22 protein-coding genes are annotated in these 25,698 nt (G+C 60.0%); 11 read left to right on the top strand and 11 right to left on the bottom strand.

Features of this window, described 5'->3' with window-relative positions; genetic code table 11:
• Window positions 1-65 precede the first annotated feature (65 nt).
• Together FIV05_RS11235 and FIV05_RS11230 are read right to left on the bottom strand one after the other, a co-directional pair.
• A complete protein-coding gene (locus FIV05_RS11235) occupies window positions 66-1,058 on the bottom strand; it encodes an ABC transporter substrate-binding protein (RefSeq protein ID WP_152509597.1) in 993 nt (330 codons plus the stop codon).
• Between the two features lie 478 nt (window positions 1,059-1,536).
• Window positions 1,537-2,409 (bottom strand): LysR family transcriptional regulator, encoded by an 873-nt coding sequence (locus tag FIV05_RS11230; protein WP_152509596.1) that lies wholly within the window; start codon window positions 2,407-2,409, stop codon window positions 1,537-1,539.
• A gap of 90 nt (window positions 2,410-2,499) precedes the next feature.
• On the opposite strand from FIV05_RS11230, the gene FIV05_RS11225 reads away from it, so the two are divergent.
• The 3 genes from FIV05_RS11225 (at window position 2,500) to FIV05_RS11215 (ending at window position 4,761) form a co-directional block, all read left to right on the top strand.
• Window positions 2,500-2,913, top strand: a complete 414-nt coding sequence (locus tag FIV05_RS11225; RefSeq protein ID WP_152509595.1) for a VOC family protein — start codon at window positions 2,500-2,502, stop codon at window positions 2,911-2,913.
• Entirely contained in the window at window positions 2,910-3,857 is a 948-nt protein-coding gene (locus FIV05_RS11220) for a glyoxylate/hydroxypyruvate reductase A (RefSeq protein ID WP_152509594.1), read from the top strand. The genes FIV05_RS11225 and FIV05_RS11220 overlap by 4 nt, the downstream gene beginning before the upstream one ends.
• 85 nt (window positions 3,858-3,942) lie before the next feature.
• Window positions 3,943-4,761, top strand: a complete 819-nt coding sequence (locus FIV05_RS11215; RefSeq protein ID WP_152509593.1) for a sugar phosphate isomerase/epimerase family protein — start codon at window positions 3,943-3,945, stop codon at window positions 4,759-4,761.
• A 126-nt stretch (window positions 4,762-4,887) separates the two neighbouring features.
• Here FIV05_RS11215 and gndA read toward each other — a convergent pair whose 3' ends face one another.
• Together gndA and FIV05_RS11205 are read right to left on the bottom strand one after the other, a co-directional pair.
• Window positions 4,888-6,312: an NADP-dependent phosphogluconate dehydrogenase gene (gndA, locus tag FIV05_RS11210; RefSeq protein ID WP_209009940.1), complete on the bottom strand. Its 1,425-nt coding sequence runs from the start codon at window positions 6,310-6,312 to the stop codon at window positions 4,888-4,890.
• Between the two features lie 102 nt (window positions 6,313-6,414).
• Entirely contained in the window at window positions 6,415-7,254 is an 840-nt protein-coding gene (locus FIV05_RS11205) for a LysR family transcriptional regulator (protein WP_152509591.1), read from the bottom strand.
• Window positions 7,255-7,357: 103 nt separating this feature from the next.
• Between FIV05_RS11205 and FIV05_RS11200 the strand changes: the two genes are divergently transcribed.
• From FIV05_RS11200 to FIV05_RS11190, 3 genes are all read left to right on the top strand, one after another.
• Entirely contained in the window at window positions 7,358-8,278 is a 921-nt protein-coding gene (locus tag FIV05_RS11200; protein ID WP_173013825.1) for an MBL fold metallo-hydrolase, read from the top strand.
• A gap of 189 nt (window positions 8,279-8,467) precedes the next feature.
• Window positions 8,468-9,448, top strand: a complete 981-nt coding sequence (locus tag FIV05_RS11195; RefSeq protein ID WP_152509589.1) for an ABC transporter substrate-binding protein — start codon at window positions 8,468-8,470, stop codon at window positions 9,446-9,448.
• Window positions 9,449-9,701: 253 nt separating this feature from the next.
• The gene (locus FIV05_RS11190) at window positions 9,702-11,402 is read left to right on the top strand and encodes an iron ABC transporter permease (protein WP_152509588.1); all 1,701 of its coding nucleotides are present in this window, start codon (window positions 9,702-9,704) and stop codon (window positions 11,400-11,402) included.
• Window positions 11,403-11,472: 70 nt separating this feature from the next.
• Here the strand turns inward: FIV05_RS11190 and FIV05_RS11185 are convergent, their stop codons facing one another.
• Both FIV05_RS11185 and FIV05_RS11180 read right to left on the bottom strand, forming a co-directional pair.
• Window positions 11,473-12,519 carry an ABC transporter ATP-binding protein gene (locus FIV05_RS11185; RefSeq protein WP_152509587.1) on the bottom strand — a complete coding sequence of 349 codons (1,047 nt, stop codon included), beginning with the start codon at window positions 12,517-12,519 and terminating at the stop codon, window positions 11,473-11,475.
• 55 nt (window positions 12,520-12,574) lie between these two features.
• Window positions 12,575-13,507 (bottom strand): phosphotransferase, encoded by a 933-nt coding sequence (locus FIV05_RS11180; RefSeq protein WP_209009938.1) that lies wholly within the window; start codon window positions 13,505-13,507, stop codon window positions 12,575-12,577.
• A gap of 238 nt (window positions 13,508-13,745) precedes the next feature.
• Between FIV05_RS11180 and FIV05_RS11175 the strand changes: the two genes are divergently transcribed.
• Together FIV05_RS11175 and FIV05_RS11170 are read left to right on the top strand one after the other, a co-directional pair.
• The gene (locus tag FIV05_RS11175; protein ID WP_152509586.1) at window positions 13,746-15,323 is read left to right on the top strand and encodes a trimethylamine methyltransferase family protein; all 1,578 of its coding nucleotides are present in this window, start codon (window positions 13,746-13,748) and stop codon (window positions 15,321-15,323) included.
• 66 nt (window positions 15,324-15,389) lie between these two features.
• A complete protein-coding gene (locus tag FIV05_RS11170; RefSeq protein ID WP_152509585.1) occupies window positions 15,390-17,825 on the top strand; it encodes an FAD-dependent oxidoreductase in 2,436 nt (811 codons plus the stop codon).
• A gap of 640 nt (window positions 17,826-18,465) precedes the next feature.
• Here the strand turns inward: FIV05_RS11170 and FIV05_RS11165 are convergent.
• Together FIV05_RS11165 and FIV05_RS11160 are read right to left on the bottom strand one after the other, a co-directional pair.
• Window positions 18,466-18,774, bottom strand: a complete 309-nt coding sequence (locus tag FIV05_RS11165; protein WP_062487112.1) for a hypothetical protein — start codon at window positions 18,772-18,774, stop codon at window positions 18,466-18,468.
• 122 nt (window positions 18,775-18,896) lie between these two features.
• Window positions 18,897-19,799 (bottom strand): LysR substrate-binding domain-containing protein, encoded by a 903-nt coding sequence (locus FIV05_RS11160; protein ID WP_062487111.1) that lies wholly within the window; start codon window positions 19,797-19,799, stop codon window positions 18,897-18,899.
• 168 nt (window positions 19,800-19,967) lie between these two features.
• Between FIV05_RS11160 and FIV05_RS31855 the strand changes: the two genes are divergently transcribed.
• Entirely contained in the window at window positions 19,968-20,096 is a 129-nt protein-coding gene (locus FIV05_RS31855; RefSeq protein WP_286202286.1) for a hypothetical protein, read from the top strand.
• 78 nt (window positions 20,097-20,174) lie between these two features.
• Here FIV05_RS31855 and FIV05_RS11155 read toward each other — a convergent pair whose 3' ends face one another.
• The gene (locus FIV05_RS11155; protein ID WP_209009937.1) at window positions 20,175-21,002 is read right to left on the bottom strand and encodes a PhnD/SsuA/transferrin family substrate-binding protein; all 828 of its coding nucleotides are present in this window, start codon (window positions 21,000-21,002) and stop codon (window positions 20,175-20,177) included.
• Complete coding sequence (locus tag FIV05_RS11150; RefSeq protein WP_152509584.1) at window positions 20,999-21,934, bottom strand: fatty acid desaturase; 936 nt, start codon at window positions 21,932-21,934, stop codon at window positions 20,999-21,001. Before FIV05_RS11150 ends, FIV05_RS11155 begins: the two co-directional genes overlap by 4 nt.
• A 285-nt stretch (window positions 21,935-22,219) precedes the next feature.
• Between FIV05_RS11150 and FIV05_RS11145 the strand changes: the two genes are divergently transcribed.
• Both FIV05_RS11145 and FIV05_RS11140 read left to right on the top strand, forming a co-directional pair.
• Window positions 22,220-23,542: an FAD-dependent oxidoreductase gene (locus FIV05_RS11145; RefSeq protein ID WP_152509583.1), complete on the top strand. Its 1,323-nt coding sequence runs from the start codon at window positions 22,220-22,222 to the stop codon at window positions 23,540-23,542.
• 390 nt (window positions 23,543-23,932) lie between these two features.
• The gene (locus tag FIV05_RS11140; RefSeq protein ID WP_023003383.1) at window positions 23,933-25,054 is read left to right on the top strand and encodes an ATP-dependent RecD-like DNA helicase; all 1,122 of its coding nucleotides are present in this window, start codon (window positions 23,933-23,935) and stop codon (window positions 25,052-25,054) included.
• Here FIV05_RS11140 and FIV05_RS11135 read toward each other — a convergent pair.
• Window positions 25,038-25,688: a TetR/AcrR family transcriptional regulator gene (locus FIV05_RS11135; protein WP_152505543.1), complete on the bottom strand. Its 651-nt coding sequence runs from the start codon at window positions 25,686-25,688 to the stop codon at window positions 25,038-25,040. The two genes, FIV05_RS11140 and FIV05_RS11135, sit on opposite strands and share 17 nt — an antisense overlap.
• Window positions 25,689-25,698: the final 10 nt, after the last annotated feature.

Genomic DNA, 25,698 nt, shown 5'->3' with positions numbered 1-25,698 from the left:
TTAGTTTTTGCCCCAAATGGTTGGGGCCGCACCATTGGAGCGGCCCCTGTTGTTTCTTTTGCCTGTCAGAGCGCGGCTTTCACTTTTTCAGCGACTTCCGGGCTGACCCACTGGGTCCAGACATCTTCGAAGTTTTCGAGGAAATAGTATGCGCCATCTTCGTTGGCAGCCTGGTTGTCGGTCATCCAGGCAAGAACCTTGCCGGCCGTCCGGTTATCCCAGGTGCGGCCCTTGATGTAATCCATGGCCGGGCCTGCCTTGTTGGCGAAGTCGTCGGTGACGACGGTAAAGACTTCAGACTTCACCCAGGAGTTCGGCTTCGGCTCCGGGCAGTCCTCGATCACGGTGCAGGTGTCCCACTCTTCCTTGTCATGCGGGACTTCGAAGTCGAGCAGGGTCATGTCGTACTTGCCGAGGATCGCGGTCGGTGCCCAGTAGTAACCGAGCCAGCCTTCCTTGCGCTCGTTGGCTTTCGCCAACGCGCCGTCAAGACCCGCAGCGGAACCCGGATCGACCAGTTCGAAACCACCCTCGTCGAAGCCGAAGGCGCGGAACAGGTTGCCGGTGGTGATGCGGCAGTTCCAGCCTGCCGGGCAGGTGAAGAAGGCACCCTTGCTTTCGTCTTCAGCGCCGGGGAACAGTTCCGGATGTGCCAAGGCATCCTTGACGGTGTAGATGTCATGCTCTTCGGCGATATAGGTCGGGACCCAGAAGCCTTCGACGCCGCCTTCGTTCAGGATTTCACCGCCGATGATCAGGGAGCCTTCGGCAACTGCCTTGTCGAGAGGCTCGCGCACGGCGTTGATCCACAACTCCGGAGCCATGTCCGGTTCGCCTTTTTCATTCATGGAGGTGAATGTCGGCATGGTATCGCCACTCACCAGTTCAACGGTGCAGCCGTAGCCGTTTTCCAGAATGATCTTGTCGATCTGCGAAATAGCGCCTGCCGACGCCCAGTTCATTTCCGCAACGGTGACCGTGCCGCACTCTTCTGCCATGGCGGACGAGGCCATGCCGATAAGAGCGGTCGCGACGACCGAGACAAACAACTTCTTCATGAGGATGCTCCTGTGCAGTCTGTTTGCTTGAGATTGAATTGGGCGCGGCGCGCGAAAGCTTCCGTGAAAGCAATCACCTCCCTGCGCGTCCAATGGAAAAGAATAACGAGTTGAGAACAGAATTGAGCCGTGAAGGCTTCTAGATTAAATCTTATTAATTCAGCCTTCATTTGACGCATATACGTTGTTCTTGCTCGAAATAAGCCTGACCGCCGTCTCTACTTGAGAAGAAGGTCATACTCGGTATTTGTACCGAGCTCAGGCCCAACGACCAATACAATTGCATTAAGAGGCTCCTAGCACAACAGTATAGTCGCAATTCTCATACCATTCATACGTCAAATTTCGTGAACATGCCTGCAAACGACATTTTAATGCCGGTATTCGTCATGACACATAATTTTCTTACTATGACAGTGATTCTTTTCACCCTTAAAAGGTGTTTAAACTCAATAAGATCAACCAGTAAGTGCTGAATTTAACCATGTGTACTGATGACCTGATCGCGCAACACCTTGTGCACGAGGTCGGCAAGTACCGGTGCGGCACAAGTGTGCTTTCGCAAGAAAACCATTTCGCGTCCGGCCCCGCCCTGAAGATCTTTCAAGGTCATCTCCGGACCATGCATCCGCAACCCTTGCCAGACGGGCAAAATCGCCTGTCCTGCTCCCTGAGACACCATCTGCGCGATCGTTTCCGGAGCATCGAGCTCACACAGGATGTGTTCTTCGCCAACCAACACGCCAAAATCCGCCCAGAGTTTGCGGCCGCCCCACGATTGCCTGTCATAGACAATCCAGGGCAGTTTTCCGGCCTCGGTTTTGGATAGATCGCGTTCGGGCGGCAAGGCATGAACGATAGCCTGCGCCTCCAGTGTTCTGCAGATGATGTCCTTGGGCAATTCAAATGGGGCGGCAACCGTAATGGCCGCGTCCAGCGCCCCGCTGCGCAATCCTTCGTAAAGATCGGCCGACGTGCCGGGCCGAACGGTCAGCACCGCCTGAGGCGCCTTTTGCCGGAACTGCTGGATGACCGCGGGCACGTTGTCCGAAAGGGCCGTCGATACCGCCCCAAGCCGAAATGGACCGCTTAACCCATCAGCATCTATGCGGTTTGTCAGCTGCTCCGCGTCCCGCACAAGGCGACGTGCTGCGGGCAACAGCCGGAAACAGGTTTCGGTCGGCAGGGCTGCATGTGCCGTTCGGTTGAGAAGCGTTGCCCCCAATTCGGCTTCCAGCACACGAATACGCTGGCTGACGGCGGCGGCCGTGAGCCCCTGCTGCCGCGCAGCCGCAGCAATGGATCCGGTTTCGGCAACGGCCAGCAGGCTTTCAAGAAATCGGGTATCCAAAACATTTTCCTTCGCTCAGAAGCAGAAAAACATCTTAAATGTTTTGAATCGGATCTGCTACTCAACATCCGTTTTCAAAGGAGCCGAGCGATGCAACCCTGTTTTCACCTTGCCTATCACGTAACCGATCTGGACGAAGCCCGCGCGTTCTACGGCGGCCTGCTTGGCTGCAAGGAAGGCCGCAGCACGCAGACCTGGGTCGACTTCAACTTCTTCGGCCATCAGGTGTCCCTCCATCTCGGCAAGCCTTTCGAGACGACCAACACAGGCAAGGTCGGTGATCACTTGGTGCCGATGCCGCACCTGGGTGTGGTGCTGGACATGGAGACCTGGAAGACGCTTGCGCAAAAACTGACAGACGCTAACCTCGCCTTCGTCATCGCCCCGACCGTCCGGTTCGAGGGCCAACCCGGCGAGCAGAGCACCATGTTTTTCAAGGACCCTTCCGGCAACCCAATCGAAATCAAGGGCTTTGCCGATGAAGCCGGGGTTTTCGCCGCATGAGGCCCGTCGTTCCCTTTGTTTCCTCCGCAAGCCCTGATGAGCGCAAGAGCTGGCGCGAGGCACTGCCGAAGGCTCTCGACGGCATCGCCGACGTCAAGCTGTTCGAAGACCTGACGGAGGACCAACGATCCGAAGCGCGCGTTGCCATCGTCGCCAATCCCGACCCCGCCAATGTGGCGGCACTTCCCAATCTGGTCTGGGTACAAAGCCTGTGGGCCGGGGTGGAGCGCCTGATGGGTGAGCTTCCCGCAAACGGTCCGAAGATCGTCCGCCTGACGGATCCGCAAATGGCGGAAACCATGTCGGAAGCGGTTCTTGCCTGGACGCTTTACCTGCACAGGGGCATGCCCCGGTACATTGCCCAGCAGCGGCAGAAGATCTGGCAGGATCATGCACTCGAACGCCCACAGGAACGCACGGTTGGCGTCCTGGGTCTTGGCAAGCTCGGCGCAGCGGCGGCCTTGCGGATGAAAGCCAACGGCTTCAACGTGCTCGGCTGGAGCCGTACCGAAAAATCAATTGAAGGCATAGTCTGCCGGCATGGTCGCGATGGCCTTCTGGAGGTACTCGGCCAGTCCGATTTCATTGTCCTGCTGATGCCGCTGACGGATGAAACACGCGGATTGCTCGGCCAGGACGAGCTGAGCGCCTGCAAGAAGGGCGCTGCGATCATCAACTTCGCCCGAGGCCCTATTATCGACACTGCCGCTCTCGTCAACAATCTCGACAACGGCCCGCTCGGCCATGCCGTTCTCGACGTCTTCGATGAAGAGCCCCTGCCACCGTCAAGTCCGCTGTGGGATCATGACAAGGTCACGGTGCTGCCGCACATATCCGCCCCGACCATCATCAGCACAGCGTCCAGGATCGTGGCAGACAACATCGGCCAATATTACAAAGACGGTACGATTCCCCCAGCCGTCGACCGGGAACGTGGATACTGAAATTTGATCCGCTCTCCGTCGCAATAGTGTCAAGGATCAGCCTCTAATCAGGCGACAACCGTTTCGTCTCCTTCAAAGGTGTTTCATGACCGATCTCCCAATTCTTGGTGCCGCACTGACAGTCGACGCGCTGGAAACCCATCGCAAACTGATGCTGGACAAACCGCGGGATCTGGAACTTCAGGACTTCTGGCCGGCCGAAGTGCTGAACGGCGACTGGAAACCGATCGTCGAGAAGGCCAGAAAACTGCTGGACGGCCATCAGGGCCGTGTCGGCATTCACGGCCCCTTCTTCGGCTTCACCGTCGACAGCATGGATGTCGACGTCCGCGAGATCGTGCGCAAGCGCCTGTTGCAAGGACTGGAAGTCTGCGAGGCTCTGGGCGGCACCCACATGGTCGTGCACAGCCCCTATACGACCTGGGACTTCAACAACCTCGACAATTATGAAAATGCCCGGCAGCGCAAGATAGAGCTCTGTCACCTGACCATGAGCGACGCAGTCAAGCGGGCAGAAGATATCGGCTGCGAACTCGTCATCGAGAACATCGAGGACAAGGACCCTTATGCCCGGATAGAGCTTGCCGAGAGCTTCGGTTCACAGGCGGTGAAAGTCTCTATCGATACCGGACACGCTCACTATGCCCATGGCACGACTGGCGCCCCGCCGGTCGATTACTACGTCAGGGCCGCCGGCAATCGTCTGCGCCATATCCACCTGCAGGACGCGGATGGATACGCCGACCGCCACTGGACGCTTGGGCAGGGCACCATCAACTGGCACTCGGTGTTCGGCGCGCTTTCCAAGCTCGAGAGTGATCCGCGCCTGATCATCGAACTGCGCGACCATTCCGGCCTGCCGGCGTCAATTGCCAACATGGCGGCACTTGGACTGGCGCAGTAACCACCAGGATGGCACTGCGAGGCGGCGCATATCCGTGCGCCGTCATTGCGGACAAGTGCTTCGCAGGGCACACGCCGATCCGCAATGACGCTCAGGCGAAAGCCTGAGCGTCTGATTTTCTTGGCCTCAGCCCATCGCCCAGGGGCCGTGGTAGCCGCCGCCGTCCTTGTCGGTGCGCTCAAAGCCATGCGCGCCGAAGAAATCGCGCTGGCCCTGAAGCATGTTGGCAGTGGAGCGGCCGGTGCGCATGATGTCGAAATAGGACAGCGCTGCCGAAAGGGCCGGCACCGGCAAACCATGCAGCGCCGACTGGGCAACGACCTGGCGAAGCATCGCTTCGGTTTCCTTCAGCTTTGCCGAGAAGAAAGGCGCCAGCATCAGGTTGCGTTCAGCATTGTCGGACAGTGCGGACGACATGTCGTTCAGCATGGACGAGCGAATGATGCAGCCGTTACGCCAGATCTTGGCGATTTCCGGCAGGGGCATTGCCCAGCCATATTGTTTGGCCGCTTCCAGGATCAGACCGAAGCCTTGCGCATAACAGATGATCTTGCCGGCAACGAGAGCTGCTTCCAGCGCATCGATCGTCACGGCCTCGCGGTCCATGCCGCTCGGAGCCGCGCCAAATTCGGCTTCGCCTTCCTTGCGCTCCTCATACCGCGCGGACATGTTGCGCACGGCAACGGCGGCCTCGATGGCGCTCGCCGGTGTGCCCAGCATCAGCGCCTCGATGGCCGTCCAGCGGCCGGTGCCTTTCTGGCCGGCCTTGTCCAGGATGATGTCGAGCATCGGTTTGCCGGTGTCCGGATCCGCCGTCTTGGCAACCTTGCCGGAAATCTCGATCAGGTAGGACTGCAGGATGCCGCCATTCCACTTCTCGAAGACATCCCCGATCTCTGAAGCCGACATGCCGAAACCGTCGCGCATGACGCCGTAGACCTCGGCAATCATCTGCATGTCGGCATACTCGATGCCGTTGTGGACGGTCTTGACCAGATGACCCGCGCCCGCTTCACCCAGAAAGGCCGCGCAGGGCGTTTCTTCGTGTTTGGCGGAAATCGCTTCCAGAATATGGCCGACCTGATCCCAGGCGTCCTTCGCACCGCCGCCCATGATGGACGGACCGAAGCGTGCGCCTTCCTCCCCACCGGAAACACCGATCCCCATGAAGCGAGGGCCTTTTTCGGCAGCTTCCGCCGCGCGGCGGTTCGTGTCGTGGTAATTGGCATTGCCCGCATCGATGATGAGATCGCCTGCATCGAGCAGCGGCCGCAGAGCCTCGATCTGTGCATCGACCGCTTCACCGGCCGGAACCATCAGGATGACCGCGCGCGGGGTCTTGATGGATGCAACGAAGTCTTCCAGCGTCTTGGTCGGAACCAGTTTCGGCGCGAGTTCCCCGGCCTTCGCCATGAATTGGTCGGTCTTCTCCGTGGTCCGGTTGAACACCGCGATCTGAAAGCCATGTTCGGCAATATTGAGCGCAAGGTTGCCACCCATGGTACCGAGACCGATCAGGCCGATTTCCGCGGCCGCGCCGTTTGAGCTCATGAACATGCCTTTCATAAATCGATTAATGTCTGGTGGGGCGGTGATAGCCGACAAGCTGCCCAACGGCAATGTCTGGTTGGGGCAAGACCGTGTAAAATCCGATCAGCCGAAAGCACTTGCCAGATGATCCACCAGCAGGCGAACGCGCTTGGGGATGAACCGTCGTGACGGCAGGACCGCAAAGAGCGGCAACTCCGGCAGATCAACCGGACACGCGGCCTCGGCCAACCGCCCATCCGCCAGGAATTCGGCACACATCGATTTCGGCAAGATACCCGCCATACCGCCGTTCAGTACCAGGGCCAGCGCAAGCTGCAGGTTTCGCGTCCTGTAAACTGGAGCGCCTCCTCCTTGCCCTGCCTCCATCAGCACTTCGGCAGGGTCGATCACCCGTCCTGACGTCAACAGCTCGGCGAAAGACGCCTTTTCCAAGAGCTCCGGCCGGGCGACAAGAACAAGGTAACTGGAGGCGATCTTGCGGACGATGACACTTTCCGATGCAACCCGGTTGCCGCGGAGGGCGAAGTCGAACCGCTCGCCGGTCAGATCAACGGGTCGATCGCTGACATGCACTTCGATCCGGACCTCCGGATATCGCAAATTGAAGCTCGCCATCGCCTCTGCCAGAACATCCAGCGGCAGGTCGACCGGGACGGACACACGCACCATCCCCTGCGGTGCCTGTGCCGATTTCAGCTGTTCTCCGGCCTCCTCCAGATCCCGCAAGGCCGGCTGAACCTTTTCCCGGTAGGCCTCGCCTTCCACCGTCAGGCGCACCTGCCTGGTCGTGCGCTGGAACAGGGCGACGCCAAGCTCTTCCTCCAGTGCCTTGATGCGAGCGGTCACTGTCGACCTGGGCAGGTCGAGCTGCCGGGCGGCAGCAGCGAAACTGCCAAGACCGGCCACTTCAACAAAGGTTTCCAGATGTGCCAACGTTGTCATTGCGCGAAATTTTCAGCCAGACTGTTCACTTTTATACAGCTACACCGAACAATATCTGCAGTCTACCTACAACGCACCATCAACGGTCCCAAGAGGTATTCCCATGAAACGGCGCAGTTTTCTGAAGTCAGCCGGCACCATGTCGCTGGCTGTTCCCGCAATCTTGACCGGTGTTCCGTCCGCTCCCGCAAGAACTGCAACAGGATCTCCCCGGCTCGATATCACCTGGCTCGGCGGTGCGACCATGCTGATCGAATGCGGGGACCTCACCCTCCTCACCGACCCGGCTTTCGGTGAAGGTGAGGAAGCATTCCGCATGGGTGATCCCAACGAGATGTTCGATCTCGCCACGGGACCCGACGTGGTGGCACACAAACGGCTGACCCCGTTTCGCGGTGTGGATCTTTCCAGGGTGGATCAAGTCCTGCTGTCCCACCTGCATGAAGATCATTTCGACCAGACGGCGGAAAGCGCAATTGCCCCGGACATGCCGTTCCTCGTTCCCTCTCATGACCGGGAGCGACTGACCGCAAAAGGGTTCACGCAGGTTCAGGTAGCCGACTGGATGAAACCTCACGTGATCACCAAGGGCGATGTCACGCTCTCGCTGACCGCACTACCTGCCGAACACTCGGAAAACCCGGAGATTGCCTCGCTGCTTGGCCCAGGCAACGGCTACTGGCTGGAGACCCGCCAGGGCGACTGGGCAAAGTCGGTCTATTGGACCGGCGATACCTTCCCGACGCCAAATGTCCTCGACGCGCTCAAGGGCTTCGGATCGCCGGACGTGTTCATTCCACATCTTGGCGGCGTCGGCACTTCAGGACCTCTCGGGCAGATCAGCATGGGCGCTAATCATGTCGCCGATTTCGTGGATAAGCTCCGGCCTGGCAAGGTACTGCCGATCCATCACTCCACTTACGCGCTTTATCTTGAACCTGTCACCGGCCTGCCGACTGCGCTTGCCGGCAAGACGCAAGGACTGGATCTTGTTTCGGAAGGCACCTGCGTAAGTTACGTCTGACCACGAAAACAACGGGGCACCGGCGTCTCCAAAGGAGATGCCGGCTGCCGCAAACGCCTCCGATAAACTAAACTTTGCCGGCAAAATTACCCGTAAAAATACCCGCTGCCTGAATAAAACTGTCATGTAGAGCTGATAGGCGATTTTCATCCGCAACCCTTTTGCTGCTCTGTGCAAAGGATCTGTCACATGAAAAAGCTTCTGATCGCAGCCGGCCTCCTGGCCGCGGCATCCACCTCCGCTTACGCCGAAGATGTTACCGGCAAGCTCGTGCTCTACACCTCCCAGCCGAACGCCGACGCCCAGGCAACCGTCGATGCCTTCACCGCGGCGCATCCGGGTGTTGAGGTCGAGTGGGTCCGTGACGGCACCACCAAGATCATGGCGAAGCTGCTGGCCGAATTCGAAGCCGGTGCGCCGAAGCCGGACGTGCTGCTGATCGCCGACATGGTAACCATGGAGAGCCTGAAGCAGGAAGGTCGTCTGATGGCGCATGAGGCGGCCGACGTTTCTGCCTACGATCCGGCAATCATGGACAAGGACAAGAGCTACTTCTCCACCAAGCTGATCACCACCGGCATCATGTACAACACCAACGCGCCGATGAAGCCAACGTCCTACAAGGATCTCCTGAAGCCGGAAGCAAAGGACAAGCTGGCCATGCCGTCGCCGCTGACCTCCGGCGCCGCGACCATCCACATGACTGCGCTGACCTCCAACCCGGACCTCGGCTGGGCCTATTACGAAGGCCTCGCAGACCAGGGCGCTAACCCGCAGGGCGGCAATGGCGGCGTCTACAAGGCGATTGCCGGTGGCGAGAAACTCTACGGCTTCGTCGTCGACTTCCTGCCGATCCGCGAAAAGGTAAAAGGCGCACCGGTTGAGTTCGTCTTCCCGGAAGAAGGCGTTTCCGCCGTCACCGAGCCGGTTGCGATCCTCTCCACCGCCCAGAACCCGGACGCCGCCAAGGCATTTGTCGACTTCCTGATTTCCGAAGACGGTCAGAAGCTTGCCGCATCCCAGGGCTACCTGCCGGCACACCCGGGTGTCCCGGCTCCGGAAGGGTTCCCCGCTCGCGACCAGATCAAGCTCATGGATTTCGATCCGGCCAAGGCCCTGGAACAGGACCAGGCCGACAAGATGAAATTCTCCGAGATCTTCGGCGGGTAAGGCCAACGCCTCCTTTCGACAACGGGCAGCGTGGCGAAAGCCTCGCTGCTTTTTTCCGTTCCCCCGTCATTCCGGACAAATGCAGCGTTGCTGCATGCTGATCCGGAATCCAGACATCAGCATGAGCAAAGCGAATACTGTTCCGTTTGGAATTTGGCCGCGCCTCCGGCGCGAAACATGTCTGGATTCCGGATCATCGCTCCGCTACGCCTCACTTGTCCGGAATGACTGCGAGAAGCAACGGCAAATCCCTGTGCAGCTATCGAAGCTTTCCGAAAAGACCACCCTCCTCGCGCTTGTTCTCGGCGCAACGCTGATCTGCGGCCTACCGCTGCTGCTTTTGTTCAAGACCGGACTGACGGGTGATGGCGGTCTCGACCTGGGTCCGTTGACGGAAGCCGTGCAGAGCCGGTCGGTCCGTAGCGCGCTGTGGCATTCCGTTGAGAGCAGTTTCTTGTCGGCACTGGCAGCAACCGCGCTCGGCACCCTGCTCGCACTCCTGATCGGCCTCACCGATATTCGCGCCAAGGGCCTGCTGGTTTTCCTGATCCTGCTGCCGATGATGATCCCGCCGCATGTAACGGCAATTGCCTGGATACAGGCGCTCGGCCCGGGCAGTCCGGTGTTGCGCTGGCTTGGGCTGGCTCCGGAACTCGGCTCCACCCACCCTCTCTACTCCCGCGAAGGCCTCGTCCTGCTGCTGACCCTGCAGCACAGCCCGCTGGTGTTCCTGCTGGTCCGTGCCGCGTTGAGGTCGTTTCCGCGCGAACTCTCAGACGCAGCCCGCGTTTCCGGCTCCGGAAGCCTCTTGATGTTGCGCAGGATCACCTTGCCGTTGCTCGCGCCATCCCTGCTGGCCGGTTTTGCACTCGCATTCGTTGCCGCACTTGGCAACTTCGGCATCAATGCCCTGATCGGCATACCGGCGCGCTACACCACCTTGCCCGTTCTGGTCTGGCGAAGGCTGGCAAGCTTCGGTCCGGATGTCCTGCCAAACGTGGCGGTCATTTCTGTTATCCTGGCCGTTGTCGCCCTTGCCGCGATCCTGCTGCAAGGTGTGCTGCAGCGGCGCCTGCGCACCAGCCTCATCGGTCTGCCGCAAGACCCTCTGGCGATCGCCCTTGGCCGCAAGCGTCCCTTTGTGGAAGCCACTCTCTGGCTGTTCGTCGCCTTCGTGCTGCTGCTGCCGACAGCCTCGCTACTGGCGACCTCGCTGGTCCGCACTTACGGCCTGTCCCTCTCTGCGGAAACCCTGACACTCGAAAACTTCACCGAAGTGCTCTGGCGCCAGTCCGTCACGCTCAGAGCCTTCGCCAACTCAACTCTCGTTGCCGGGGTTGCCGCACTTGTCATTGCTGTCATCAGCCTGTTCCTGGCCTATTTCCTCGCCCATCGAAAACCGGCTCACAGAACCTGGGCGAGCCTTGCGCTCACACAGTCGGAAGTCGCCTTTGCCGTGCCCGGCCTGGTGATGTCGATCGCCTTCATCCTGGCGTTCATCCGCCCCCTGCCGCTTTTGAACATCTCGCTCTATGGCACGCTGTGGATCATCCTGATTGCCTATGTCTCCGTTTTCCTGGCGGTGGGCCTGAAACCGGTTGCCGCCGCCTTCCTGCAAATGGATGGTTCATTGGAAGATGCCGCTCGGGTGGCTGGCGCCGGGTTCTACCGGCGCATGACAAGGATCTTCACCCCGCTCGCAGCTCCCGCGGCTGCCTCCGGTGCAATTCTGGTGTTCCTGACGGCTTACAACGAGGTCACGGTCTCCGCCCTGCTCTGGTCCACCGGCAACGAGACCATCGGCACCACGATCTTCAACTACGAAGACGGCGGCTACACTACACTTGCGGCCGCCATGTCGGTTGTGGTCGTCGCCGCAACCATTTTGATCATGCTGACAATGAATGCACTGGCCCGCAGGGTTCCGGCCGGGACGATCCCCTGGAAGGATTGAGGGATAGTCGAAACTCTTGTCATCCCGGGTCTGCGCTGCGCTTTGCCCGGGGTGACAACAAGGAACAAAATCACTCCGGCAACACCCACCCGCGCATGATATCGAGCTGCAGGAGCTCGCCAGGGTCCGCCTTTCGGTGAAGCATCATGAGAAGCGGTTGCGAAAGGCCTTCTAGACGGACGAAGACTTCCCAATAGCCACCCCGGTAGATCGTCCGTTCGACCGTTGCCTCGAAGCCGGAAGTACCAGTTGCGAGCACCAGATGTTCCGGCCTGAGCAACAACGTTGCTGGGCCCGAACCTGTTTGGTCAGGACAATCGACGACCGCGATGACATTGCCGAAGCGCACTTGCGCCTCGCCGTTTTCAACTCGCAGCACATCCACCGGAACGAGGGTGCTGCGGCCGATGAAACCGGCGACCTTCTTCGAATTCGGACGGCGGTAAAGCGTGTCGGGATCGTCCGCCTGCAGGATGCTGCCATCCCACATCACTGCCACCTTGTCGGCAAGGGCCATTGCCTCGCGCTGGTCGTGCGTAATGAAAAGCGTCGTCGCGCCGCTCGCCCTGTGGAATGCCGCAAGCTCTTCTTCCATCGTGCTGCGCAGATGCGGATCGAGATTGGCGAGAGGCTCGTCCATCAGGACGGTGCGCGCGCCCTGCGCCAGGCACCGCGCCAGAGCCACCCGTTGGCGTTGACCACCGGAAAGTTCGGCCGGCTTGCGCTGCCGGAACGGTGTCAGGGCCACCGTTTCCAGGCACTCCGCCACACGGGCCGCCACCGCGCTCCGTCTTTCTCCCGCCGTCTCGAGCGGAAAGGCGACATTGGCGGCAACATTCATGTGCGGCCAAAGCGCATAGGACTGAAACACCACTCCCACCTGGCGCTGCTCGGGCGGCAGGTGCAGGCCCTTGCCGGCAACGGCCTGCCCACTGAGTTTGATCTCTCCCGCATCGACCGCCTCCAACCCGGCAATGGCACGCAGCAAGGTCGACTTGCCGCAACCGGACGGGCCGAGAACCACGAAAAACGTGCCGTCCTCAATCGAAAGGGACACGCTGTTCAGCGCCTTATGGGCATCGAAGGACTTGGAAACGGAAGCAAGCTGGATGGACATGCCTCCCGTTAGCCTTCTCCCATGACAGATTGATTACAACTGCTGCAAACGCCCCTCATCGGCCCCGCAAACGCAGCAGCAGGTCGACTTCCTCTTCCAGCGCGCGGCCATAGGCCCTGGCCGCCGGGGCGTTGGAATGCATCAATGTTTCGTGGCGGAACAGGCAATAGGCTGCAAGGCACCAGTGATAGGCGCCGCGCTCCTTCAGAAAATGCTCGACCGTCTCCTGGTCAGGATAGCGCGTCAGGAACATTTCCTCCGCATGGGCGACAAGCGGATGAAGGCCATAGAGCGTTGCAAGACCGGGAGAGACGAAACAGGCGATATCCTCGACCGGGTCACCAAGCCCGGCGAATTGCCAATCGATCAGCCGGGCACCATCGCCGGTTGCCTGGATCGTGCCCAGACAGAAACTGCGATGAACCAGCGAACGCTTGATCTCGCGCTTTTTGACGGCGCCGTCCGCCGGGCGCGACCGCTTCAGGTTCGCCGCCTTGCGGCTATGCGGAATGAGCGCCAGCATGGCATCACCCCGCGCCAGCACCTCGTGATATCCGGCCGGAACGGTCTGGTGTCCCGGCACCGGTTCACTCAAGGCGGCAAACCGACCGATCAGCTCGGCGGCTTCTCCGACATCGATCTCGTTGTCGACGGGGGTCGGATAGCCATAGATCAACAGCGGTGTTTTCGCCGGACTGTAGGTGAAAGCTTCTAGTTCCGGCGAGAGGCCATGGCGGGCAAGAACGGCAAGGGCGTCCGCCTCCTGCCTCGGCAAGGTCGGATACAGAGGGTTGTCTTCGTTTTCGGGGAAGAACTCCTTGATGACATAGCTTCGGCCAGGCGTATCCAGGCGCCAGAACCGGGCGGTATAGGCGACCGGCAACGGCCGCAGCCGTGCAACTGACCAGTCCTTCACCGGCAGTAGCGTTTTCAGAAAAGCCAGCAGTTCCGAATCCGACAGCAACTCGCGCACCAAGGGTCCCCACAAAAAGTCTCCTTGTTCTGATCGCTTTGAAGTCCCTTGTCGTCAAGCCCTCCGATTGGCGAGACCACGGCTGGATCGAGGACACGGTGCCGGATGTCGGAGTTGAAGCACTGGCCGTCGTTCTGAGACTGCCCGCTGAAAGTCCCCTCTCAAGTAACGTCTGATGAGATGGCGCAGACCGGGCCGCGCCCAAGCCTTTCCAGGGCATCAGGTCCGGCTTTCAGGAATAGTGGCGGACGACATGACCCATGACATCGAAACGGCCTCGCTTGCCGAGACGGCTCCCGCACGGCGCGGACGGCGGCGCAGGGGCGGCGAGAAGACCGGTCCGGATCTCTTTCCGCAAAAACCCTTCAAGCAGCCGCGGCATATCTTCAAGCCGCTGGAAGCCGTTTCCGCTGACGAACTTGAAGCGATCCACGACGCATCCATGCGCGTTCTGGAAGAGATCGGCATCGACTTCCTGCACGAGGAAGCAAAGCAGATCCTGAAAGATGCCGGGGCCGACATCAGGCCGGGTGAAGACCGTGTACGCATGGACCGGGCGATGGTGGAAGAGCTTGTCGCCAAGGCCCCGGCCGAATTCACGATCCGTGCGCGCAACCGGGCGCATGATCTGCAGGTGGGCGGCGATGCCCTTGCCTTTTCCTGTGTGGCCAGCGCCCCCAATGCCGTCGACCGCGACCACGGCCGCCGCCCGGGCAACCAGGAGGACTATCGCAACTTCCTGAAACTGTCGCAGTTCTTCAACATCATTCACTGCGTCATGGGCTACCCGGTCGAACCGGTCGATATCCACGCTTCCGTGCGCCATCTCGACTGCGTTGCAGACATGCTGCGGCTCACCGACAAGGTCTATCACATCTATTCGCTCGGCAAGGAGCGCAACCTCGACGGACTGGAACTGACCCGGATCGGCTACGGCCTTACCCCGGAAGAATTCGTCGAAACGCCGTGCGTGGCAACGGTCATCAACACGTCCTCGCCGCTGAGGCTCGACACGCCAATGCTGCAAGGCCTGATCGAAATGGCCAAGGCCGGACAGGTTTCCATCGTCACGCCTTTCACTCTTGCCGGTGCCATGGCTCCGGTCACCGTCGCCGGCGCGCTGACCCTGCAGAACGCGGAAGCCCTTGCCGGGATCGCCTTCGCCCAGCTTGTCCGCCCGGGTGTGCCGGTGGTCTATGGCGGCTTCACGTCCAACGTCGACATGAAATCCGGTGCGCCGGCCTTCGGCACGCCGGAATACATGAAGGCAGCAATCGTCGGCGGCCAGCTCGCCCGGCGCTATCATCTTCCTTACAGGTCGTCAGGCGTTTGCGCGGCCAACACGGTCGACTATCAGGCGGCGCTGGAAACGACGTTGTCGGAATGGGGCGCGATCAACGGCGGGGCCCATATCATCAAGCATGCCGCGGGCTGGCTGGAAGGCGGCCTGAGTGCCGGGTTCGAGAAATTCATCACCGATATCGACCTGCTCCAGAAGATCGCCGAATATCTGACGCCGCTTGATGTGTCAGAAGCAGCCCTTGCCGTCGATGCGATCCGCGAGGTCGGGCCGGCGGGCCACTTCTTCGGCACCCAGCATACCCAGGACCGTTACAAGGACGCTTTCTACGCGCCCATCGTTTCCGACTGGCGCAATTACGAAAGCTGGTCGGAAGCAGGCAGCCCGACCGCCTACGACAAGGCGAACATGCTCTATAAGAAGGCTCTGGAAGCCTATGAGCAGCCCCCGCTTGATCCGGCCATCGACGAGGAAATCACCGCCTTTGTCGAGAGGCGAAAGGCCGAGGGCGGCGCCCCGACCGACTTCTGATCATTTCGCGTTTAACGTTCGAACACGGCCTGCCGCGCAAGAGCAGGCGCTTCCGGAGCAGATTGCATGAATACCCACACTCAGGTTGTTGTCATTGGCGGTGGCGTTGTCGGCTGCAGCGTTCTGTATCACCTGACCAAGCTCGGCTGGAAAGACGTCACGCTGATCGAGCGCGACGAACTGACGTCCGGCTCCTCCTGGCACGCAGCAGGCGGCTTCCACACTCTGAACGGCGATCCGAACGTAGCCCAGCTGCAAAGTTACACCGTCGACCTCTACAAGGAACTGGAAGAAATTTCCGGTCAGTCCTGCAGCCTGCACCTGACCGGCGGCGTCATGCTGGCCGATACGCCCGAGCGGATGGATTTCCTGCGTCTTGCCCAGGCCAAGGGGCGCTATCTCGGCATGGACCTGGAGCTGATCTCGGTCTCCGAAGCCAAGAAGATGTTCCCGCTTCTGGACGAGAAGCACTTCATCGGCGCGCTCTGGGACCCGATTGAAGGCCATCTCGACCCCTCCGGCACCACCCATGCCTATGCCAAGGCGGCCCGCGTCAACGGCGCGACAGTCCTGCGCCACACCAAGGTGGAAGAACTGGTTCAGACGCGCGACGGCACCTGGGATGTCATCACCAACAAGGGCACGATCCACGCCGAACACGTGGTCAACGCCGGAGGCCTGTGGGCACGCGAATGCGGGCGCATGGTCGGCATCGAACTGCCGGTGCTCGCCATGGAGCACATGTACCTCCTGACCGACGAGATGGAGGAAGTGACCTCACACAACGAAGCCACCGGCAAGGAACTGATCGGCGTTCTGGATTTCGGTGGTGAGATCTACACCCGCCAGGAAGGCAAGGGCGTGCTGCTCGGCACCTACGAGCAGAACTGCCGCCCGTGGAGCCCGCGCCAGACCCCCTGGGATTTCGGCCACGAACTGCTGGCGCCGGATCTCGACCGGATCGCGCCGGAGCTGGAAGTCGGCTTCGAGCATTTCCCCGCCCTGCAGAATGCCGGTATCAAGCAGATCATCAATGGGCCTTTCACCTTCGCGCCGGACGGCAACCCGCTGGTCGGCCCGGTTCGCGGTCTTCGGAACTACTGGGTTGCCTGCGGCGTCATGGCCGGGTTCAGCCAGGGCGGCGGTGTCGGCCTGACGCTCGCCAACTGGATGATCAACGGCGACCCCGGCTACGACATCTGGGGCATGGATGTTGCCCGCTACGGCACCTGGGCAACGCTCTCCTATACCAATGCCAAGGTTCAGGAAAATTACCGCCGCCGGTTCCGGATCCGTTTCCCCAACGAGGAACTTCCGGCCGCCCGCCCGCAGCAGACAACCCCGCTTTACGACCGCATGCTGGCGCAAGGCGCCGTCATGGGCGACAGCTGGGGCCTGGAAACACCGCTCTGGTTCGCTCCGGAAGGCGTGGAAGCCAGGGACATCGTCTCCTACCACCGCTCCAACGATTTTGAGCACATCGGCGCCGAGTGCCGGGCTGTGCGCGAGAGCGTGGGCGTGACGGAGACGGCCAACTTCGCCAAATACGAGATCACAGGGCCCGGCGCGTTAAGCTTCCTGTCGCTTTTGATGACCAACACAATGCCGAAGGTCGGCCGCATCATCCTGACGCCGATGCTGAACGAGAACGGCAAACTGATCGGTGATTTCACCATCGCCCGGGCCAGCGACCAGAAGTTCTACATGTGGGGCTCGTCCCAGGCCGAGATCTATCACATGCGCTGGTTCGAGAAGCACCTGCCAGAGGACGGCTCGGTGACGATCCGCGCAATCAACCTCGGCTGGGTTGGCCTCTCCATCGCCGGTCCCAGTTCGCGCAAGGTTCTGGAGAAGATCACCGGAGACGATGTCTCGGGCGAGGCCTTCCGGTTCATGGACTTCCGCGAAATGGACGTTGCCAATGCCCCCTGCAAGGTCAACCGCATCACCTACACGGGCGACCTTGGCTACGAGATCTGGATGGCGCCGGAGTACCAGCGTCAGGTCTATGATGCGCTGATGAAGGCCGGAGCCGAGTTCAACATCGTCAACTTCGGCATGCGCGCCCTGCTCTGCCTGCGGCTGGAAAAGAACTTCGGCACCTGGTTCCGCGAGTTCCGCCCGATCTACGGCGCATTCGAAGCCGATCTTGGCCGGTTCGTGAAGCTGTCCAAGGACACCTTCATCGGCAAGGAGGCGGCTCAGAAAGAATTCGATGAAGGCCCGAAGCGCCTGCGTGTCAGCTTCGTGGTCGACGCGTCGGACGCCGACGTCATGGGCGATGAGCCCGTGTGGCACGATGGCAAGGTGATCGGCTGGGTGACTTCCGGCGGCTACGCCCACTACCTGCGGAAATCCCTCGCACAAGGGTATATTCCCTCGGAACTGGCAGCGAACACGCAGGAAGGCGCCTTCGAGATCGAAATCCTCGGCGAGCGCCGCAAGGCCACCATCATCAGCGAACCGCTGTTCGACCCGAAAGCCGAACGCATGCGCATGTGAATGCATCCGGTCGTCGGACCAACACCCCGACGACCGCCTCCCCCTCCTGAACTTCACCTCCCCCTATCCTCCCGGGCTCCCCTCCCCTCAACCTCATCCTGAGGAGGCGCAAAGCGCCGTCTCGAAGGATGGGCAGCATACTCGGGAACAAGCGGCCCATCCTTCGAGACGGGCCTCCCGACCTCCTCAGAATGAGGGGTTGGTGTAGGGAACGATTGGGATTTACCGGAGGTGGGGTCGGCACGAAAAGGCGGGGAAGACGAGGACTGTTGAGCGGACAAGAGCGCCCCGGCACTGAGGATACCTGCCGAGTTCCGAAGAGCGCAGAGCGACAGATCGATTCAGAGACCTGCGCAGTCACTCCATCCGGAACACCTCGATTCTTCGCCTTTGCTGAACTCCGCCTCCCGCTCCCCTCATCCCGAACTTCTCCCCCCTCATCCTGAGGAGGTGCGAAGCGCCGTCTCGAAGGATGGGCGGCAAACGCCAATACAAGTGGCCCATCCTTAGAGACGGGCTTTCAGCCCTCCTCCGGATGAGGAGTTTGGTGGGGACTGGCAGATTATCATGCGACGTAAGCAAACCGATGGCAGAGGCCAGTCGGCTTATCAGAACACGCCTGCGAACCGAGTCTCGACGTTTACTTCAACCGGATGATCTTCGGGCCGAGGGCGCGCACGTAATCGCTTTGATCGGCAAAGACCATCACGTTGGTCTCGGTCACTTCGGTCTGCTTCAGTTCCAGCGGCGTCTTGCCGTCCGGATTGACGATCACCTTGCGGGTCGGCGGCAGGCCGCGGAACACCAGCACACCGGCTTCCTTGGTCACGATGGCACCATAAGGTTCGTCGTGGACAATGCGCGTCGTGCCGCTTTCGGCCTGCGCTGCGGCTCCAAGGGCGATGCTCATGCCGGCTGCGGCCAGCAGGGTTTTGCAGATGGAATTCATGACACGTCTCGCTGTTAACGCTTCATTTACCATGAATCGTAACCGCTCGTTAACTTTTGCGCCAGAGGTCCTGCGGGTTTGTCCCGTGAAACGGAAATTATGGTTAACGCGACAGACTGACTTCAGACCGAGACGCCGTGGCTGAGGTCCTTGAAGCTTTCGGCAACATGCTTGGCGAACGCATGAGTGGCTTTGCCCGCATGGGCCCGTTCGGCCATGAGAATGTGATAGTCGCCGATTTCCGGCAGGCCATGCCGTTCGTCCAGGGCCATCAGGGGCGCCTCGACAACACTCGCCGGAAAGGGAGCCACGGCAAGGTCCGCCAGCAGCGCGGCTTCCTGGCCGGCACTGTGAAAGCTGGTGTAGGAAACGCGGTAAGGCTTCTGGGCATCGTCCAGCGCAACCCGCGCAGCTCTGCGCCAGGGGCACCCGGGAGTGGAAACGGCAAGCGGCAACGGATCGCGCTCATAGGCGATACCACCTTCCAGTCCTACCCAGACCAGCGGTTCGGTGAAGACGATTGTGCCTCCCCGCGCCAGTGCGGTACCCGGACGGGCGGTAAAGAGCGCAAGGTCCAGCTCCCCCTTCTTCACCTTCTCGTCCAGCATCGGACTGCCATCGAGATGCACGTCCACGTTCACACCAGGATGAGAGCGTGCAAAGCGTGAAAGAATGTTGGGCAGGAACCTGGTGCCGAAATCGGACGGCGCTCCGAAGCGGACTTCGCCTTCCACTTCAGGAGACAGGAACAGCGAAACAGCTTCCTCGTTCAGCATCAGGATACGCCGCGCATATCCAAGCAAAGCTTCGCCTTCCGTAGTCATACGTACGGTACGCCCTTCCCGGGCGAACACCGAAACCCCGAGGATCGATTCAAGTTTTTTGATCTGCATTGAAACTGCTGACGGCGTTCGCCCAACAAGCTCGGAAGCTTTTGAAAAACTTGAGGTTTCCGCGATTACCAAAAAGGTCCGGTAAAGATCCAGATCGATCAGCGGCATGCCGGTGCCGGGCAACTTTTGCATGGTCCAGATTTCCCGGAGGTTCAGTTCAATTTTTTTGAACGAATAGATGAATACTATTCGATTGATTGAACCGCAAGTTCTGCCCATATAGCAGGCAAGCGGCCTCGCGTTTAAGCAGTGGACCGCACTTTCTTGTAACAATCGAATACGCTCAGGATTGGCAACGCCATGACCTATCTTGCACAAGCCCTCGGCACCAACCTCATGGGTGTCGTCAGCGGACACACCACGGCAGAGCTGGCTCGTATGAACCAGGTCCTGCGCCAGCGCGAAGCTCAGAAGTCCAAGAAACGCTGATCTGACGACCTGGAGGACTGTCGTTTGCCGGCCTGAAGCCGGCAATCTGACAATTTTCCAGAAGGTTCGAAATCAACGTCAGGCCAGCACGGGATATCCGCGCTCTGCCGCCTCGGCTTCCATCGTCAAGATGACCGCGTAATCGTCGGAAGACAGTTTCGAAAAGCCGTGAATGCCAAGGCGTTCACGGCTTTGTTGCGTTTCAGGCGCTGAAAGCATTTCGGCAACGGCCTCGCTTATAAGAGCGTGTTCCGCATCGCTGAAACGGCGGGAAGTGATCAGCGGCAACCCGGGCGCAGATGCTGTGCGGGCAAGCGGCCGAACTTGCGCCGCCAGCTCCGGCATTTCCCGGCAGACCAGTGCCCAGCAGACTGCATCGATGGAAGCGATGTCGGCCTTGCCCTCCGCAACGGCCTTCAACGACGCCAGGTGGCTCCCGCTCACAATGACGTCTGAAAAGAAAGCCCCTTCAGTATCAAGCTGCGCCACCGCGTGACGGAAAGTATTCATGCCTGACTGGCTGTCCGACCCGTTGAAAACCGCCCGGTGACCGCGCAGGCCCTCCAGGTTTTGGTGGGAGCTGTCATGCTTGACGATCAGCTGACTGCAATATCGTGGACCATCGCACCCTTCCGCGTCGTAGTGAGGCGTCCCCACGAGCCGGACCTTGCCTGCGAGCGCATGTGTCAGGGGGTATCCGCAGGTTTGCGACAAGAGGAGATCCGGGTCCGTCCAGGCCTCCACCAGATCTTGCCCATCCTGCCATGGCCGAATATCGCCTTCACTCAGTCCCAGAACGCGGCAAAGCGCGCCCTGGAGCGCGCTTTCAAGATCCCGCGTGGCATGGCGTACTTCCGGCCAGTCGTACATCGGCAGCCGGACAGCTAGAAAAGATCCACCGGTCAAGACACCGCCTTTTCCGCGGCAGAAAATCCGCTGGTCTCATTGTATTTGATCGGGTGCACAACGGGCTCCTTCACCTTGAAAAAATAGTGCCTGGCCAACTGGAAATAGCTCGCAAAGACATAGCCGCCGTTCCGTTCCTGCCATTCCGAACGGGCAGCGCGGTAGATCTTCGGAAGATGATACCAGGGCGCCCGCGGATTGGCGTGATGAACGACATGGAGATTATTGTTCAGAAACAGAAGCGAGAACACCGGGCAGAACTCGACGATGATCGACCGCGCCTCCGCTTGTTCATGCGCACGGTGCTCCGCATAGGTGCGCAGCATCAACAGGCTCATGCCCGGATAGGCGACGCCGAGAACATACAGCCAGAACGGCATGCCTCCAACCAGAGTGACAAACAGGACAATTGGCACCACACCGGCAACATGATGTGCCCAGGCGCGCATGACGACCTTGTCGCCCGCAATCATCATCCGGATTTCGGCTCCCACGAAACCGACCATCGATACCACCGGCCCGATCAGCAGCCGGCCCAATAGGGTGTTGTTGATCGTCAGGATCATTTGTATCGGACGAGGAAGGCTCTGCCAGTCTGACCAGGCCAGATAGTAGCTTTCCGGATCGTCATAGGGATCCGTCAGCCGGTCGTTGTTATGATGGCGCAGGTGAAGAGACTTGAAGCGGCGATACGGCACGCACAGGCCGAACGAGCAGTAGACCAGGGCTTCGTTGAGTGCGGGACTGCGCGTGGGGTGACCATGAAGTACCTCGTGTTGCAGTGAGGATTGCAATGTCACCAGGATCGCCGCCAGGGGGCAGACCACGAAAGGTCCAAGCTCGGAATAGAACCCTATCAACAAAAACCAAGCCGACGAGGTGGCCAGAATCAGGGCCAATGTCGGCCACTCGCAGAATTTCGCGCGCGGCAAGGAAGTCTCCAAATGTTTGAAAAATCGGCGTAAACCGACATGAACTGGTTTGACTATGCGCGCAGGCCATCTTCAGGACAATTTGAGACTTGAGAACAAATTCCACGATATTTAGCAAACTCAGCATGATGGTTTTATTTATAAACATATGATGATTTTTAGCTGCAGCTGCAGCCTTTCCGACAAACGATATGACTGGATCGGAACATCAAGTGGCGGTTTTGCCGCTAGACAAAAAAGGGGCTGTCCTCTGTTCTGGGCGAAACGCCGGAAGGAAGGACAGCCATGCCAACATCAAACGAAACGCCGAACCGCCATGACGTGATTATCATCGGTGCCGGCATCATCGGTTGCGCCATCGCATTGTCCATGACACGCAAGGGCTACAAGACACTGAATGTCGACGCCCTGCCGGCAGCCGGCTATGGCTCCACCTCCAGCTCCGCGGCGGTGATCCGCACCTATTATTCCACGCGCGACGGCACGGCGATGGCCCTTGAAGGCTATCACGACTGGAAGAACTGGCAGGCCTATCTGGAAACGGAAGACACCGGGGAACTGGCACATTTCATCGAGACCGGCACACTGGTGATGAAGACCGCATCCGACAACTACCAGAAGCATGTTCTGGAACATGCCGACGCCCTCGGCATCCCTTATGAACACTGGTCGGCCGACCGCATCACACAGGAACTCCCGGGCTACAACCTGGACTGTTTCGCCCCGGCGAAAACCATGGATGACGACGACTTCGGCATGCCGACCGGTGGTGCGCTTCAGGGCGGTGTCTTCTTCCCGGCAGGTGGCTACGTCGACGATCCGCAAATCGCCGCCCGCAACCTGAAGGATGCGGCAGCCAGGCTTGGGGCGCAGTTCCGCTTCAAGACCAGGATCGTCAAGATTCCGGTAGAGAACAACCGTGTCACCGGTGTTCTCACTGAGAACGGCGAACATATCCCGGCAGCCATCGTCATCAATGTCGCCGGCCCGCATTCCGGCAAGGTGAACGCGCTCCTGGAAGGTGAGACCGGAATGAAGATTGGCCACCGCCCGCTGCGCCAGGAAGTGGTTCAGATCGCCCCGCCACAAAGTCTGAATTATTCCCGCGAAGGTCTGGTCGTTTCCGACAACGACATCTCCGTCTACGTCAAGCCGGGTGGCGGCGGCCAGTTGATGATCGGCAGCCAGAACCCTGCCTGCGACCCGCATCTCGTGGAAGATCCCGACGATTTTGCAATGGACCTCACCGACCGCGGTCTCACCTATGCCTACCGCTACTCTCAACGAGTACCCGAACTGGGCGTATCCCAGCACCCTGTGGGGGTTGCGGCGCTCTATGACGCGACGGACGACTGGCTCCCGATTTACGACCGCACCAATGTCGATGGCTACTACCTGGCCATCGGAACCAGCGGCAACCAGTTCAAGAACGCAACCGTTGCCGGGCGCCTGATGACAGATCTGATCGGTTACTGCGAAGCTGGCAATGACCATGACGCCAAGCCATTGCAATTCAAGCTGGAGCATGTCCCCCACACGCTCAACACGGCGACGTTCTCCCGCAAGCGCGAGCTGACCAAGGAAAGCTCGTTCTCGGTTCTGGGGTAATTTCACTCAAGCTTCTGTTCTTCTGAGCCGAAATCGTAGGAGCGATCCCCAGCCCTCCCCCTCATCCTGAGGAGCAAACGAAAGTGCGCGTCTCGAAGGATGGGCCACTTGCTCCTGAGTGTGCTGCCCATCCTTCGAGACAGGCCATCGGCCCTCCTCAGGATGAGGGGGAGGCTGGGGCTGAGTCTGGGTCTACGGCTGCGGCTGGGGTTGGAACTACAGCAAGGTCTGAGGCTGGCGTCTGGATTGGAAACGGCTGCTGTCTGGCTTCGCTGGACGAACGCCCGGTGCGCGCGCCTGAACATAACGGCCTCAAGCCCCCCAATTCCGCCGTGGTCGAATCGCCCGTTTCGGGGTAAGCAACCGGTTCTGATCCTGAAGGAGCATTCCGTGGCCTGGTCCCCGCAACAAGATGAAGCCCTGAAAGAAGCCGCTGCCTGGCTAAAGCGCGGCGACAGGCAGGTGTTCCGCCTGTTCGGCTTTGCGGGCACAGGCAAGACAACGCTTGCCCGGCATCTGGCGGAAGGCATCGACGGCGATGTCTGTTTTGGCGCTTTCACCGGCAAGGCTGCGCATGTGCTGCGCCAGAAAGGCTGCGAGGACGCGGGCACGATCCATTCGCTGATCTACCGCCCCCGTTCGGCCAAGGAAGAAGACGACCTTGACGACGATGATGACGACAGCGGCCCGCAGTTTGCCATCAAGCGGGACAGCCAGGCTTCGACCGCGAGCCTGATCGTCATCGACGAATGCTCCATGGTCGACGAAGACCTGGGCAAGGACCTTCTGTCCTTCGGCACGCCTGTTCTGGTGCTGGGCGATCCGGCACAGCTGCCTCCGGTCAAGGGCGGTGGCTTTTTCACCGAAGCAGAGCCCGACGTGATGCTGACCGAGGTTCACCGACAGGCGCAGGACAATCCGATCGTACGCATGTCGATGACCATTCGCGACGGTGGCCAGCTCGACTACGGCACATTCGGCGAAAGCCGGGTGATCCACCGGCGCGACATCGACAAGGACCAGATCCTTGCCGCCGATCAGGTGCTGGTCGGCACCAACAAGACGCGCAGGCTCTACAACGCCCGCATTCGCGAGTTGAAGGATTTCTCCACTCCCATGCCAGCGGTCGGCGACAAGCTGGTGTGCCTCAGGAACGACAAGACCAAGGGGCTTCTGAACGGCGGTCTTTGGACGGTCAAGCGCCTGCGCCCCCCACGTGGCAACACGTTGCGCTTCGATGTCGTGTCCGAGGACGAGCTCTCGAGAAACGCCGTCAAGGTGAAGGTGTTGCCGGCCATGTTCGAGGATGGCGCGGAAAGCATTCCCTATGCCATCCGGCGCAAGGCGGACGAATTCGACTACGGCTATGCGCTGACCGTCCACAAGGCCCAGGGCTCGCAATGGGACAACGTTGTCCTGTTCGATGAAAGCTGGGCATTCCGCGAGCACAAGAGCCGCTGGCTTTATACCGCAGTCACCCGCGCCGCCGAGCAGATCACTGTCGTAAGATAGGCGAGTTGAACGCGGCTTCGGAAATCTCCTGCAGATCATTGCTTGCAGGAAGTGCCTGGAGACCGGTCTCGATAAAGGTTCTGAGGTCGTTCTCGCTGCTGCCACTGCGCCCAAGCAGGGCAATTGCCGAAAACTGTCCGTCGATGAAGGTTGCCGTCCGGTCCACGTCCGTATCTTCAGACATCTCTCCCGCAGCAACCGCCTTTAAAAGGCGATCCCTGATGGCCTTGAACCGTGCAGCCCGAAGGTCCAGCACGACTTCCTGGTGCCGCTGAGCGCCGTATGTGCAGTCGACAAGCGCATTGACGAGAAAACATCCAGCCGGTGTTTCCTTGTCCAGCGTCAGATCCGCGACGGCACCGAGAAAATCCCGGAAGTCCTGGACAACGTGTTTTTCTGCCCGTTTCAACCTGGCAAAAACCGGCCCGCCGTAGGTTTCGAAATAGTGCAGAAGCGCCTTTTCGAACAGCGCTTCCTTGTCGCCGAACGCGGCATAAAGGCCCGGTTTGGCCATGCCTGACGCCTCGGCAAGATCGCTCATGGATGTGCCGGTGTAGCCGTTCTGCCAAAAGGCGATCATCACGGAATGAAGAGCGTCTTTGGTATCGATTTTTCTTGGCCGTCCGCGCGCCATCGGTCTGCAC

Source organism: Labrenzia sp. THAF191a, assembly GCF_009363335.1.
Lineage (GTDB): Bacteria > Pseudomonadota > Alphaproteobacteria > Rhizobiales > Stappiaceae > Roseibium > Roseibium algicola.
Note: the sequence above shows the minus strand (reverse complement) of the source record. Positions and strands in the feature narration are given on the sequence as shown.